15 protein-coding genes and 1 pseudogene are annotated in these 14,236 nt (G+C 43.4%); 6 read left to right on the top strand and 10 right to left on the bottom strand.

Annotation, left to right across the window (positions count from 1 at the left end; translation table 11 throughout):
- Window positions 1-14: 14 nt before the first annotated feature.
- The 7 genes and pseudogenes from Q4557_RS13370 to Q4557_RS13340 form a co-directional block, all read right to left on the bottom strand.
- A pseudogene (locus Q4557_RS13370) lies at window positions 15-148 on the bottom strand (coproporphyrinogen III oxidase); the annotation flags it as partial.
- Window positions 149-195: 47 nt separating this feature from the next.
- Window positions 196-1,116 carry an oxygen-dependent coproporphyrinogen oxidase gene (gene hemF, locus Q4557_RS13365; protein WP_102475877.1) on the bottom strand — a complete coding sequence of 307 codons (921 nt, stop codon included), beginning with the start codon at window positions 1,114-1,116 and terminating at the stop codon, window positions 196-198.
- Between the two features lie 39 nt (window positions 1,117-1,155).
- A complete protein-coding gene (locus Q4557_RS13360; protein ID WP_102436458.1) occupies window positions 1,156-1,722 on the bottom strand; it encodes an L-threonylcarbamoyladenylate synthase in 567 nt (188 codons plus the stop codon).
- Between the two features lie 93 nt (window positions 1,723-1,815).
- Window positions 1,816-2,379, bottom strand: coding sequence for a type I DNA topoisomerase (locus Q4557_RS13355; protein ID WP_303413303.1), 564 nt, complete (start codon window positions 2,377-2,379; stop codon window positions 1,816-1,818).
- A gap of 132 nt (window positions 2,380-2,511) precedes the next feature.
- Window positions 2,512-2,985 carry a DUF494 family protein gene (locus tag Q4557_RS13350; protein WP_076541718.1) on the bottom strand — a complete coding sequence of 158 codons (474 nt, stop codon included), beginning with the start codon at window positions 2,983-2,985 and terminating at the stop codon, window positions 2,512-2,514.
- 2 nt (window positions 2,986-2,987) lie between these two features.
- Window positions 2,988-4,001 (bottom strand): DNA-processing protein DprA, encoded by a 1,014-nt coding sequence (gene dprA, locus Q4557_RS13345; RefSeq protein WP_303413300.1) that lies wholly within the window; start codon window positions 3,999-4,001, stop codon window positions 2,988-2,990.
- An 83-nt stretch (window positions 4,002-4,084) separates the two neighbouring features.
- Window positions 4,085-5,188 (bottom strand): LysM peptidoglycan-binding domain-containing protein, encoded by a 1,104-nt coding sequence (locus Q4557_RS13340; RefSeq protein WP_198589321.1) that lies wholly within the window; start codon window positions 5,186-5,188, stop codon window positions 4,085-4,087.
- A 135-nt stretch (window positions 5,189-5,323) separates the two neighbouring features.
- Here Q4557_RS13340 and def point away from each other — a divergent pair, with 135 nt between their 5' ends.
- Genes def through Q4557_RS13315 form a run of 5 tightly spaced genes read left to right on the top strand, consistent with a single transcriptional unit; the run spans window position 5,324 to window position 11,018 of the window.
- Window positions 5,324-5,836, top strand: coding sequence for a peptide deformylase (gene def / locus Q4557_RS13335; protein WP_206747599.1), 513 nt, complete (start codon window positions 5,324-5,326; stop codon window positions 5,834-5,836).
- A gap of 8 nt (window positions 5,837-5,844) precedes the next feature.
- Entirely contained in the window at window positions 5,845-6,834 is a 990-nt protein-coding gene (gene fmt / locus Q4557_RS13330) for a methionyl-tRNA formyltransferase (RefSeq protein WP_102475875.1), read from the top strand.
- Window positions 6,834-8,117: a 16S rRNA (cytosine(967)-C(5))-methyltransferase RsmB gene (gene rsmB / locus Q4557_RS13325; protein ID WP_303413294.1), complete on the top strand. Its 1,284-nt coding sequence runs from the start codon at window positions 6,834-6,836 to the stop codon at window positions 8,115-8,117. Before fmt ends, rsmB begins: the two co-directional genes overlap by 1 nt.
- Before the next feature lie 29 nt (window positions 8,118-8,146).
- Window positions 8,147-9,556, top strand: a complete 1,410-nt coding sequence (trkA, locus tag Q4557_RS13320; RefSeq protein WP_076541730.1) for a Trk system potassium transporter TrkA — start codon at window positions 8,147-8,149, stop codon at window positions 9,554-9,556.
- 19 nt (window positions 9,557-9,575) lie between these two features.
- Window positions 9,576-11,018: a TrkH family potassium uptake protein gene (locus Q4557_RS13315; protein WP_303413291.1), complete on the top strand. Its 1,443-nt coding sequence runs from the start codon at window positions 9,576-9,578 to the stop codon at window positions 11,016-11,018.
- 48 nt (window positions 11,019-11,066) lie between these two features.
- On the opposite strand, the gene hemG (Q4557_RS13310) is transcribed toward Q4557_RS13315, so the two are convergent.
- Window positions 11,067-11,621 carry a menaquinone-dependent protoporphyrinogen IX dehydrogenase gene (hemG, locus tag Q4557_RS13310; RefSeq protein WP_102436444.1) on the bottom strand — a complete coding sequence of 185 codons (555 nt, stop codon included), beginning with the start codon at window positions 11,619-11,621 and terminating at the stop codon, window positions 11,067-11,069.
- Between the two features lie 172 nt (window positions 11,622-11,793).
- On the opposite strand from hemG (Q4557_RS13310), the gene Q4557_RS13305 reads away from it, so the two are divergent.
- A complete protein-coding gene (locus Q4557_RS13305) occupies window positions 11,794-12,102 on the top strand; it encodes a metalloregulator ArsR/SmtB family transcription factor (RefSeq protein WP_076541734.1) in 309 nt (102 codons plus the stop codon).
- A gap of 6 nt (window positions 12,103-12,108) precedes the next feature.
- Here the strand turns inward: Q4557_RS13305 and hemG (Q4557_RS13300) are convergent, their stop codons facing one another.
- Together hemG (Q4557_RS13300) and Q4557_RS13295 are read right to left on the bottom strand one after the other, a co-directional pair.
- Window positions 12,109-12,645 (bottom strand): menaquinone-dependent protoporphyrinogen IX dehydrogenase, encoded by a 537-nt coding sequence (gene hemG / locus Q4557_RS13300; RefSeq protein WP_102530710.1) that lies wholly within the window; start codon window positions 12,643-12,645, stop codon window positions 12,109-12,111.
- A 72-nt stretch (window positions 12,646-12,717) separates the two neighbouring features.
- The gene (locus Q4557_RS13295) at window positions 12,718-14,175 is read right to left on the bottom strand and encodes a TrkH family potassium uptake protein (RefSeq protein ID WP_102436440.1); all 1,458 of its coding nucleotides are present in this window, start codon (window positions 14,173-14,175) and stop codon (window positions 12,718-12,720) included.
- Between the last annotated feature and the right edge of the window lie 61 nt (window positions 14,176-14,236).

Below are 14,236 nucleotides of genomic sequence, written 5' to 3'. Positions count from 1 at the left end.
CGACTCATTTAAAGCTAGCTTTCCAGCTTCAACCAATCTTGTGGTTTAAGGTAGCGCTCGTATAGCTCCGCCTCTTGGGAGCCTTCTTCTGGGGTAAAGCCATATTCCCAGCGAACTAATGATGAAGCATAGACATTAGAATCGATTCCGCCCCGACACCAATCTGTCGACTAAATTATACCGACTCATTTAAAGCTAGCTTTCCAGCTTCAACCAATCTTGTGGTTTAAGGTAGCGCTCGTATAGCTCCGCCTCTTGGGAGCCTTCTTCTGGGGTAAAGCCATACTCCCAGCGAACCAAGGGCGGCATAGACATCAAAATAGACTCAGTGCGACCACCGGTTTGTAAGCCAAATAAAGTGCCACGGTCATAAACCAAATTAAACTCAACATAACGGCCTCGACGGTACAGTTGGAACTGGCGCTCATCATCGTTATATTCAAGATCTTTATTACGCTCAACAATCGGCGAATAAGCCGTTAAGAAACCATTACCCACGGCTTGCATAAACTCAAAACTCTTATCAAAACCAGGCTCATTGAGATCATCAAAGAATAATCCACCGACCCCACGGGTTTCATTACGATGAGGCAAAAAGAAGTATTCATCACACCACTTTTTATATTTGGGATAAACCTCATCACCAAATGGGGCGCAAATATCGGCCGAGGTTTGATGCCATGAAACCACATCTTCTTCAAATGGATAGTAAGGAGTTAAATCAAACCCGCCACCAAACCACCATACGGGATCAGCGCCATCTTTATGGGCAATAAAAAAGCGCACATTCGCATGAGTTGTAGGAATAAAAGGATTTTTAGGATGGATAACCAATGACACGCCCATAGCTTCAAAGCTACGTCCAGCTAGCTCTGGACGATGCGCGGTGGCTGATGCCGGCATTGCTGCGCCCATCACATGGGAGAAGTTAACACCAGCTTGTTCAAATACATGGCCTGCGGTCATCACCTTACTGGTGCCACCACCACCTTCGGCGCGCTCCCACGATTCCGCTTGAAAGCTGGCCTTTCCATCTAATGCTTCTAAACCAGCACAGATATTGGCTTGTAGGGATAACAGGTACTGCTTTACGACTGCGGCATCAGGCATTGCCATATCAAATTCCTTATTGTTTATTCGATTATTTTTATTAAATTACTGTCCGTTACGTAATATTTTGCCGCTACGAGCATCGATAATGGTTGAAGGCTGGCGCTGAGCACCAAGATCACCAGTTATCACAGCCGCAACAGTAGTGGAAAAAGTATCTTGAATTTCTGCTATGGTCAGTGCGGGCGCATGACCGGCTAAATTAGCACTAGTTGAAACAATGGCTTTATTAGTGGCGTCACATAATGCTTTTACCACTGGATGAGCCGAAACTCGCACCGCAATGGAATCAAACTCGCCACATAATAATTGGCTAACCTCTGACTTAATTGGCATCACAAAGGTAAAAGGCCCTGGCCACTTACTAAAGGCAAAGGCAAGTTGTGCCTCTGTGAGTTGTGATTCATCAATATAGGGCTGCAGTTGTTTATAGTCGCTGGCAACTAGGATAACGCCCTTTTGCCAAGGACGTTGTTTGATTTCAAGTAACTTTTGAATAGCTGATAGGTTATCAGGATCGCAGCCAAGGCCATAAACGGCTTCAGTGGGATAAGCAAACACCTCTCCTTGCTCAAACACTTCAGTAACATCTGTTGGATGCAACAATTGCATGAAATACCCTTTAATCTTATAAATTATCGATAAATTATACAGACAATAAGGATATGAACAAATACTGATATAAGGCGAATAGAGTCAAAAAAGTTATATTGGACGCTTATATTTACATGATTTCTGCGGGCATTCTAAACGGCTTCCAGCTGCGCCCTTACGCTCAACTAAAATACCAAAATTACATTCAGGGCAAGATTCATTATGGGGCGGAAAATTCACTAAGTACTTACATTTAGGGTAAGTATTACAGGCAAAAAAGGTTTTACCAAAGCGACTGGTACGAGATTCTAAATGGCCTTTTTTACAATGGGGGCAGTTGATAACCTCTGCATTTTCATCGTGATCGTGTTTTTCAATGTGAGTACATTGTGGATAGTGAGTACAGCCAATAAAAATACCAAAACGGCCAGACTTAACTGCCAGCTCATTGCCACACTCTGGGCATTCAGAGCCTTCTATCACTTGAGTTTCAATGGACTCATGTTGAACTAGAGGCCGCGTAAAGTCACAAGTAGGATAATTATTACAGCCTATGAATCCACCATGTTTACTATTTTTAACTGACAACTCACAGCCACACTTTGGGCAGAGTTCAAACTCTTTCTCCAAAGCATGCTCGTGCACAGTAAACAATTGCTGATCGATTTTAGACATTTTACTCTCAATATTACATAAAGGTGTCACCCTATTCAGGTTACACAGGGATGACAAAATAGCCAAGCTGACGATCAAAAAAGGAGGCCTAGCCTCCTTATTTAGTTAACTCATGACAATAGGTTTAAAGACTTAAGAATGTAACCGCCCATCAGGCTGTTCAAAAATAAGATCTTCCATTTGCTCATAAGCAGACTCGTTGCCTGGTACATTAAATAACACCATCAACACCACCCACTTTAAATCTTCCAAGATTAGGGTGGTTTCATCTAGCGCCATCACCCGTTCGATGACCATTTCACGGGTTTCAACACTGAGCACTTGGATTTGTTCAAGAAACAATAAAAACCCACGGCACTCAACATCCAATTTATCCATTTCATCTTTGGTATAAATACGGAATGACTGCTGGGCATGATTGCACAAGTAAGGTTTATCACCTTCTTGTAAATCAGCCAATCTTTCTAGCCAAGACAGGGCTTTCAAAATATCTGCTTGATGAAAACCTGCTCGGGTTAACTCTTTGGTAAGCTCATCTTCGTCAACTAATAGCTCTACTTCGCTATGAACATAGTTTTCAAAAAGGTACATGAGGATATCAAACATGGTTATCTCCTCTCTAATCTGACGTAACCACCAGGCACTTGTGCCACCTGGCCCTGTAATTCAAGTTCAAGCATTTCAACTAACACCAGATCTATCGACTTTCCACTATGCTCGACTACTGCATCTAAACTAGTAGCCTCATAACCTACACTAGCTAACAGCGCAGAAAATGGCAAATTTGTTGTATTATCTGCTATATGGTGACGATTAGCGACATTTTCAAGGTAAAACTGCGTCAATGCGGACAATTCTTCAACAACATCTGTTGCACATTCTACCAATTTAGCGCCATTTTTTAACAAGTCATGGCAACCTTGGTTATAGCCACCGAGCACCGAGCCGGGCACTGCAAACACTTCTCGATTTTGCTCCATCGCCAAGCGCGCACTGATCAACGAGCCACTTTTGCGCGTTGCCTCCACAACAATCGTGCCCAGTGATAAACCACTAATAATGCGATTTCGCCGAGGAAAGTTACCTGCATAGGGGCCAACCTGCGGCCAAAACTCACTCAGTACACAACCTTGATGCTGGATTTGGTGATACAAATTGCTATGGCGTTTAGGGTAAATACATTCAACACCAGTACCTAATACCGCAAGTGTTACGCCATTACTGTCTACTGCTCCTTTATGGGCTGCACCATCAATCCCAGCCGCCATACCGCTGGTTATTGAAAAGCCCATCTGAACCATCTCTGTGGCTAACGCCTTTGCCATATTCAAACCACCAACGGATGCATTGCGACTCCCCACCATGCCAATTGAAGGTCGTAGCAAGGCTTCGAGTTGGCCTTTAATAAATAACACTCCGGGAGGATCTGATATTTGTTGCAGTAATGCGGGGTAGTCAGGGTCTGACAAAGTAACAATGTGATGTTGCGGGGATAGATTAAGCCACTCAATGGCCAAATCAACTTTATCAAAATCAATTTGGCATTGAGACAGCAGCTTTGCCGATAATGGCAAAGACTGCTTTTCAAACTCTAAACGTTGCCGTAATTCCTCAACATCCATTTGAGTTAATAATTGTTGAATCCGGGCGGGTCCTAGCCCGGATACTGCACAAACAACTAGCCAGTCGACCAGTTTATTATCGATTACTCGCCTTTTAACTCAGTCGTCTTAGGGGTGACTAACTTATCGTCAACTCGCACAGGACGTTCATTGGCAATAATAATCGCCATACTGGTCTTTTCGAAAACTTTAAACACCATTAACTTGCCATGGAAAATATCAGGCATGGTAATAGCATTATCGTCAGATATTTTGGCTTTTAAGTTGTCGTAAGCACTACGATCAATGGTTGATACCGGCATGCCGTCACTATTGATGACAATGGTTTCACCATTGCGATAAATACCAAACACATGACCGGTGTCGATACCATCAACAGCCCCTTTATCAAGATAAACGATATCTAGCTTGCCAACTTCACGAATATCTTTCTCAATGGCTAACACGTTAGCAGGCACAGACTCTGGCGCCGCTTTAGGAATAAAGTAAGCTGACATCAGCGCTTCATCTTCTACCGGTGCAACTTTAAAACCGGCTTTCGATTCGCGTAAGTTACTCAGTAATTGCACTTTTGAAATGTCGCCAGATTCAATCACTCGACCACTGGCAGTCAAAATAATTTCTTGCCCTAGTAACTCGCTATTTTCTTTATCAAAAAACTCTCTACCTTCTTGGTATACCGCCAGCTTTTCACCAACAGGTAAATTGGCATTAATATAAACCACATCTCCTACTGTATGATGACGAGATGGACTTTCACCAGCAAGGATCATTGGCAAGCCATCAAGCCATTCTGGGTCTACGATTCGGTTTTGCACCAAATAAGGCTGGATCAGTGATAAATCAATAGCAGGGATTGGACCACCTTTGTCGCTAATGCGCCCTTCAGGGCCTTTTTTGATATGCTGCTTTAATACTAACCGTGGTTGTCCATCGATAAACACTAAGGTGAGTCGATCGCCAGGATAAATTAAATGCGGGTTCGCAATCTGTGGATTTGCGCCCCATAATTTAGGCCAACGCCAAGGATCGTCTAAGAAAAAGGCTGATATATCCCACAGCGTATCGCCTTTTTTAACGATATATGAATCGGGGTGACCAGACTTTAATGTTAATTTATCAGCCAAAACCAAGGTTGAGGCTATGGTACTTAGTGTCAAAAACGCGAGTAAAAATATCCGTTTCATGGTTCATTCCATGTGTTTAGCTCTTTATTAGAGCTTTTGCTGTTATTGATAGTCAGTAAGGATTAAAATTAACCCATTAACCAAGCCAGTATAGCTAACTGGCTGAAATTTGACAGACTTGTTAAGAGTTTATATATGCCATTATTAAAAGTTTTACGTTTTCCAGATGAAAGATTACGCACAGTTGCTAAGCCTGTCACCGATTTTGGTGAGGTTTTGCAAACCCAAATAGATAACATGCTTGAAACAATGTACGAGGAAAAAGGCATTGGACTTGCGGCTACTCAGGTAGATTTCCATCAACAATTAATTGTGATGGACCTGCAGGATGAAGTTGAGCGTCCGACCATTTTCATTAATCCTGAGATTGTCAGCAAAAGCGGCGAGTTCACTAATGAAGAAGGCTGTCTTTCGGTTCCGGGCATTTACGCTAAAGTTGATCGTGCTGAATTTGTTACCTTAAAAGCCCAAGATCGTCACGGTAAAGAGTTTACGGTTGAAGCGGATGAGCTATTTGCCATCTGTCTACAGCACGAAATGGATCATTTAAAAGGCAAGTTGTTCGTCGATTACTTGTCAAAAATGAAACGTGACCGTATCAAGACTAAACTTGAGAAAGAAGCCCGTTTAGAAGCAAAAGAAGCATAGGACTCCATTTGAAACCGTTAAATATTATCTTTGCTGGCACGCCAGACTTTGCCGCTTTACATTTGCAGGCACTTATTAATTCCGACCACAATGTGATTGCGGTGTATTCGCAGCCAGATAGACCTGCGGGCCGTGGCAAAAAACTGCAAGCAAGCCCGGTAAAGCAGCTTGCTGTTGCCAACGATATCCCTGTATATCAGCCGCCATCATTACGCAAAGAGGATGCCCAAGCAGAGCTTGCTGCCTTAAACGCTGACATTATGGTCGTCGTTGCATACGGATTAATCCTGCCAAAGATAGTATTAGATACGCCAAAACTGGGTTGTATTAATGTACACGGTTCTATATTGCCTCGCTGGCGTGGCGCCGCGCCAATCCAGCGCGCGCTTTGGGCTGGTGACAGCGAAACTGGCGTCACGATTATGCAAATGGATATCGGTTTAGATACTGGTGACATGTTACTTAAAACGTCGCTTAAAATTGAAGACACCGACACTTCTGCAACCTTGTATAGCAAATTAGCCGAACAAGGACCGCCAGCGTTAATAGAAGCGCTTGAAGGTTTAAGCAAAGGCACCCTCGTTGCTGAACAACAAGATGAATCTTTAGCTAACTATGCTGAAAAGTTATCTAAAGAAGAAGCTCAAATAGATTGGACTAAGCCTGCGAAACAATTATGGCAAGAAATTCGCGCCTTTAACCCTTGGCCAGCTAGTCATTTTAGCCACCAAGGCAATACCATCAAGGTATGGCAAGCGAGTTACAACAATGCTGTTGATAGTAATGGCACTAATGCCACACCTGGTACCGTACTAGACAGCAATAAGCAAGGTGTCACCGTCGCTACAGGCGAAGGCTCTTTGCAGCTACAAGTCATGCAATTACCGGGTAAAAAGCAAATGCCTGTCGCAGATATTCTTAACTCACGCGCAGACTGGTTTGCCCCAGGGGTAAACTTTAACCCAGTCGCGAAAGAAGACAATGAGGCACAGCCATAATGAATGTTAGAGCGCTCGCAGCCAAAGCCATTTTCAATGTACTTGAGAAAGGCATTTCACTATCGGTGGCCTTGCCAGATCAACAACAACATCTCGAAAATGGTAAAGACAAAGCCCTATTAGCAGAACTTTGTTATGGCGTAATGCGTCAACTGCCACAACTGGATAAATGTGTCAGTGACTGCTTAAGCAAACCCTTTAAAGGTAAGCAGCGTATATTGCACCAATTATTATTGGTGGGTTGTTATCAGCTTTACTTCACTCGAATTCCTGCTCATGCGGCCATTTCAGAAACCGCTGAAGCCTGCCGCCAAATGAAATTTGATGGTTTAGTTAAAGTGGTTAATGGTGTTCTTCGTAATATTCAACGTAAAGAAGCACCACTAAATACTGACAACGACACCCTGAAATACAATACTCCTGCTTGGTTTATTAAACGCCTAAAATCGGCCTACCCAGATCAATGGCAACAAGTTATTGAGCAAAGCCATCAACGCCCACCAATGTGGCTGCGCAACAATCAGCTATCACAAACCCGTGAGCAATACTTAGCGCTACTTGCTGAACAAGAAGTAGAAGCCAGTGCCGGTGCGAGTGATGATGCGATTTTACTTGCTAGTCCAACAGATGTAATGCGATTACCCGGTTTTGCTGAAGGCTCAGCCTCAGTACAAGATGGGGCCGCGCAGTGGGCAGCAACGCTATTAGCACCAGAAACTAATGAACTGGTTCTTGATGCCTGTGCTGCACCCGGCGGAAAAACCTGCCATCTAATAGAAACTGCGCCAAACATTAGTCTAGTCGCGGTAGATTTTGATGAAAAACGCTTAGAGCGTGTGCAACAAAATCTGGACAGATTACAATTAAAAGCGCAAGTTATTCATGGTGATGCAGCCAATATTGATACTTGGTGGCAAGGTGAAAAGTTTGACAGGATCTTATTAGATGCCCCTTGCTCTGCAACCGGTGTCATTCGTCGCCACCCTGACATTAAGTGGCTACGTAAAAACAGTGATATTGATGAACTGGCTTTACTGCAACAACAAATCATTGATCATTGCTGGAAATGGCTGAAACCCGGCGGCACCATCCTTTATGCCACTTGCTCAATTTTGCCAGAAGAAAACAGCCAGCAAATAGAGCAATTTTTACAAAGAACAAGCGATGCGACATTAGTACCAATCGCCCAACAATCATCTGCTGATGATATTGGTTGGCAATTGCTACCAGGCCAAAACAATTGTGATGGCTTTTACTACGCACGTTTAGTTAAAGCGCTTTAAGCTCGTTTAGTAGGGATACCCGCACAGCAATGAAAATTATTATTTTGGGCGCAGGCCAAGTTGGCGGCACACTGGCTGAAAACCTCGTCGGTGAAAATAACGACATCACCTTAGTGGATAATAACCGCGCCAGAGTTAAATACTTACAAGATAAATTCGATTTGCAAACCGTCATCGGCCATGGTGCTCACCCGAGCACCTTAAAAAGGGCCGGCGCAGAAGATGCCGATATGCTAATTGCAGTCACCAATAGTGATGAATGCAATATGGCTGCATGCCATATTGCATACAGCTTATTTGGCACCCCAACCAAAATAGCCCGGATCCGCTCAGAAGCTTACCTTGAGCAGCGCGACAAATTGTTCATCAATACCGAAGTTAAAAACAGTGACACCAAATTACGTGGTGGCTTTGTTATTGATGAATTGATTGCCCCAGAGCAACTTGTTACCGCCTATATTGAACGTTTAGTGCAATACCCTGGCGCACTGCAAGTACTCGAGTTTGCTAAAGGCAAATTAAGCCTAGTGGCCATTAAGGCTTATTATGGTGGGCCATTAGTGGGTAACGCGCTGGCAACGCTGCGTGAACATATGCCGAATATTGATACCCGGGTCGCGGCTATTTTCCGTAAAGGCAAAGCGATTATGCCCCGCGGTACCACCATTATCGAAGCCGATGATGAAGTGTTTTTCGTTGCCGACACCCGCCATGTGCGAGCGGTGATGAGTGAAATGCAAAAGCTGGATAATTCTTACCGTAATATCATGATCGCCGGTGGTGGTAATATTGGTTATGGCCTTGCAAAAAGATTACAAAAAAAGCACTCAGTCAAACTCATTGAACACAGTTTAGAGCGCGCAGAAAGCCTGTCAGAAAGGTTAGAAAACTGCACAGTATTTAACGGTGATGCATCGGATCAAGAGTTACTGCAAGAAGAGCACATTGACCAAACAGATGTGTTTATAGCTGTCACCAATGATGACGAAGCTAACATTATGTCGGCGCTATTAGCTAAGCGAATGGGCGCCAAAAAAGTCATGGTGCTTATTCAACGTGAAGCCTATGTGGATATTGTCCAAGAAGCCAATATCGATATTGCAATTTCACCGCAGCAAACCACCATTTCAGCCTTACTGACCCATATCCGCCAAGGCGATATTTGTAATGTTTACTCATTACGTCGCGGCGCAGCTGAAGCTATCGAAGCCATTGCCCATGGCAGTTCTTCCACCTCAAAAGTGGTCGGCAAGCAAATCAGCGACATAAAATTACCCCCAGGAACGACCATTGGCGCTATCGTTAGAAATGATGAAGTGATTATGGGTCATGATAAAACCGTCATTGAAGAAGGAGATCATGTGATTCTATTTTTAGTAAATAAAAAGTTCATTGGCGATGTAGAAAAGCTGTTCCAACCGAGCGCGTTTTTCTTCTAGCGTCACCAATAATGGCACTATGCTGAATTTAAAACCGCTACTGTTTGTCATTGGCGCTTTTTTATCTATTCTCACTGGCTTCATGCTGGTGCCAATGGCTTTTGCGCTGTTTTATCATGAAGAAACTATCGGCGCATTTATGATGTCCGGGTTGTTTAGCGGCCTCGTTGCGATTTTATGTATTCAAGCTGGCCGCAGCAGCGACGTTAACCTTAATATCCGCGATATGTTTTTTCTCACCAGCATGACTTGGCTGGTAGTCAGTTTATTTGCCGCCTTACCTTTCACCCTTTACCACGGTATTAACTATACCGACGCCTTTTTCGAAACCATGTCCGGCATCACCACCACAGGCTCAACTGTGCTGTCAGGCTTAGACGACATGGACCACAGCATTTTAATTTGGCGATCCCTATTACAATGGCTTGGTGGGATCGGTTTTATTGTCATGGCGGTAGCCATTCTGCCTTTTCTCAATGTCGGTGGTATGCGCCTGTTTCGCACCGAGTCGTCAGACTGGAGCGACAAAACCACTCCACGGACCCAACACATGGCCAAATACCTTTTTGAGGTCTATGTTGTGCTTACCGTGTTATGTGCCTTGGCCTACCACTTGTCGGGGATGCATTGGTTTGAAGCCATTAATCATGCCATGACCACACTGTCTACTGGCGGCTATTCAACGTCTGATAGCTCAATGTCAGCTTTTACTCCAGCAGCCCATTGGGTCGCAATTGTGTTTATGGCTGCAGGAGGCTTGCCGCTGCTGATGTTTGTACAAAGCATTCAGCAAAAAACCTTAAAGATATGGAATGACGAACAAGTTAAAGGCTTTATAAAATTTATCATCTTGGTGTCGGTAACCCTTGGCTTTTGGCTTTGGTTCAAATCAGATATGGCACTGCACGACGCCATGCGCCTATCTGGGTTTAACGTCATCTCAGTGGTTACAACGACTGGCTATGGCTTAACCGATTATCAGGCATGGGGCGCTTTTGCCAGTATCAGTTTTTTATTTCTGATGTTTGCTGGTAGCTGCTCCGGCTCGACCTCTGGTGGGATTAAAATATTTCGCTTTCAGATTTCACTTAAAGTCATGCTCCAGCAATTAACTCAACAAGTCCATCCTCAAGCTGTAGTCAGTAAGCGCTATAATCATCGCGTCATTGATAATGATATTATTCGCTCAATTATGGCCTTTATCATGCTGTTTTTGATTGTGATTATATTACTTGCGGTGACCTTGGTGCTCACAGGCTTAGATCCTGTAACCAGTATTTCAGGCGCCATTACTGCGGTAACTAATGTCGGCCCAGGTCTTGGGCCTGTTATTGGGCCTGCGGGTAATTTTGCCAGCTTACCGGATACCGCTAAATGGGCGCTGGCTTTTGGAATGTTATTGGGGCGATTAGAAATCATTACCGTGGCGGTACTGTTCGCCCCCAAATTTTGGAAGTACTAATTAGACGCACTAGCTTGAAGTACTAACGTAACAAGCTAACTCAAAGAGCTAGCTTGCGACCGCTGTAACCCCAAGGCTGACTACATGATCGGCATACACTTTCACATCTTCCCAATCAGTGTAATCAATCACGCTCTTAGGATCAGTCGGGCCGTCAGTCATTTTCATAATTAAGCGAATCGCCAAGCTGTCATACCAAGTCCACGATGGGTAATTCACTTTACCTGCAATGATTTTGACATCTTGTGGCTGCCAAGGTGAAAGCTCAATAAACTTTTGTAGGTATTTATTATTTTCTGGAATGCGTTTTTCAGGCTTACGCGCCACAACGTTGACACAGAAAAAGCTATTGGGCTTGCTGCTCAGCTGTTGTTGGTAACGATTAACAAATTCAAATACCGACTTATGATAAGAACCATATAAAACACAAGCCCCTAACGCAATAACATCATAGCTTGCCCAATCAATGTCAGCATGGTTATTATCAAGAATATTGACCACATCACACTGATGACCGTTATGGACAATCTGCTCTGCAATTGCACGACTAATTTGTGCAGTATGCCCACCTCTTGAATAATAAATAACTAAAGTTTTTGCCATTTCAACACCGATTGTTGCTTGAATAAGCAGCCATTGTTACAAAAAAGGCTATTATAATCGTGCTCTTTGATCACAAATTAGAAACGTCTCATATAATTAGATGATAAAATTGAGATCTAAGTTCGCCAGCAGTATGATGAATCTGAGTATTAAATCAGTAATAGGTAAATAAATGTCTAAAAATATTGATGTAGAGTCGATGCTAGGTAATGCCGAGATGGCAGCCAAATGGCTAAAAGCGATTGCTAATCCTTATCGATTGATGATTTTGTGTTTACTGCTGGAAAAAGAACGCAGTGTCACTGAATTAAATGAAACGGTGCCATTAAGCCAATCAGCATTATCTCAACACCTTGCAGTCATTCGAGCCCAAGATTTAGTCAATACTCGTAAAAGCTCACAGAACGTGTATTACACCCTAAAAAATGCTGAAGTGACTGAAGTTATCTCAATTTTGCATCGTTTATATTGCGCAGCTTAATAAGCCTTAACGACTATTAAGCTGAATAAAGTCATTGGCAAACTCATCGACTTTATTCCAATCGGTAAACTCATAAGTACCTGTGATATCTGTTGGCCCTTTGGTCATCCACATGATAAAGCGGATCATCACTCTATCCATGGTGCGATACTTCGGGTAATCTATCTTCCCTGCAAACACGCCTAATAAGTTAGGCTGCCATTGAGATAATTGCAGAAACTTTTGCATATACGGATTGGTTTCAGGGGTATTTTTAAGGGGCTTTCGAGCAACAACATTTACCGTAAAAAATGCGCTTTTCATTGAGGACAAGCTGCTCAGGTTTGCCTGTATGAACTCATAAAGCTCAGGTCGATGTTTGCCATAACGAATGCTGGCGCCTATGAGTACCTTGTCAAAGTCCGTGAGTGGTAACGACTTTGCTTCAACAAGAGAAACCAAAGTCACCTGTTCGCCAGCCTCTTCTAGCATCAACTTAAGCTTGTTACAAATAGACAAAGTTTGTCCATCGACTGTCGAATATATCATGATGCTTTTAAGCATATCTCTTCCTTTTAATCGACGATTTCCTCAACAGTAATAAGCGCTAAATACCCATTGAAAATAGCTAGCTCATTAGTTTTTCCAAAAAGTCGGCGTAAATAACACTAACAAGGTAAACACCTCTAAACGGCCAAATAGCATGGCCAGTACCAACACCCATTTAGCCCCATCAGTCACGCTGGCATAGTTACTGGCCACCTCTCCTAAGCCTGGGCCTAGATTATTAATACTGGCAGCTGTTGCACTAAAGGCGGTAATGGCGTCCATTTCCATTGCCATTAATAGCACCATACAAATGACAAACACTAAGGCATACGCAGAGAAAAATCCCCATACCGCATCAATGACACGATCAGGCAAAGCAGACTTACCAATTCGAATCGAATACATGGCCTTAGGGTGTATTAAACGCTTCATTTCACGAGAGCCTTGTAGCAACAAGAGCACAAAGCGGATCACTTTCATGCCGCCCCCGGTAGAGCCAGCACAACCACCAATAAAACTAGAAAAGATTAATAATATAGGCAAAAACAATGGCCAAGAGTTAAAACTTTCGGTGCCAAAACCAGCCGTAGTGGATATCGACACCACCTGGAAAAAAGCATAATCTAAGGTCTGCTCTGGCGAATCATATATGCCAGCATTATATAAAGTCGCGAAACAAATAGCGGTTAATACCAATTGAATACCAATTAAGGCTTTAAATTCAGCATCACGAAAATAGACTTTAAAATTAATCCCCCGCCAACTGAACGCGGCGAAATGCAGGCTAAAGTTAACAGCCGCAATCAGTAAAAACACCGCACAAATAACATTGATCAGCGGGCTATTAAAATAGCCAATACTGGCATCATGAGTTGAGAAACCACCAATAGCAATGGTCGAGAATGAATGACAAATAGCATCAAAGGCGCTCATGCCAGCAAAATAAAATGCTGTCGCACAAGCCACAGTTAATAATAAGTAGATATACCAAAGCGCCTTGGCGGTCTCGGCAATACGCGGTTTCATCTTACTGTCTTTTACCGGCCCGGGTATTTCAGCTTTATAGAGCTGCATACCACCAATACCTAACAGCGGCAAAATGGCTACCGCGAGCACAATGATCCCCATGCCACCCATCCACTGCAGCAGATGTCGATAAAACAATATCGCTTTGGGTAAATCATCGAGGCCGACAATCACGGTGGCCCCTGTGGTAGTCAACGCTGAAAAGGATTCAAAGAAGCTGTCTGTCCAACTTAAGTCGGGCTCGGTAGAAAAGATAAATGGTAGTGCCCCGATGGAGCCCAGTACCGTCCAAAACATCACCACAATCAAAAAGCCTTCGCGGGTGCGCAAATCGCCTTTTTGAGCCCGGTTTGGATACCAAAGTAAAAAACCTAAAAATAAACTGACGCAAAACGCCTGTATAAATGCAGTACCGCCGCCATCTTTATAAAAAATGGCGACTAATGCAGGTGGCAGCATAGTGATAGAAAATAATCCCATCAGCAGGCCAGTGATTCTAATAATTGTTTTATATTGCACTGTGTTTATATCGCATAGGTTTTATTTTGCACTAATTTGAGAGCATCGTTGTTAATGCCGC

Origin of the sequence: Shewanella sp. 5_MG-2023 (assembly GCF_030547465.1) — a bacterium.
Lineage (GTDB): Bacteria > Pseudomonadota > Gammaproteobacteria > Enterobacterales > Shewanellaceae > Shewanella.
Note: the sequence above shows the minus strand (reverse complement) of the source record. Positions and strands in the feature narration are given on the sequence as shown.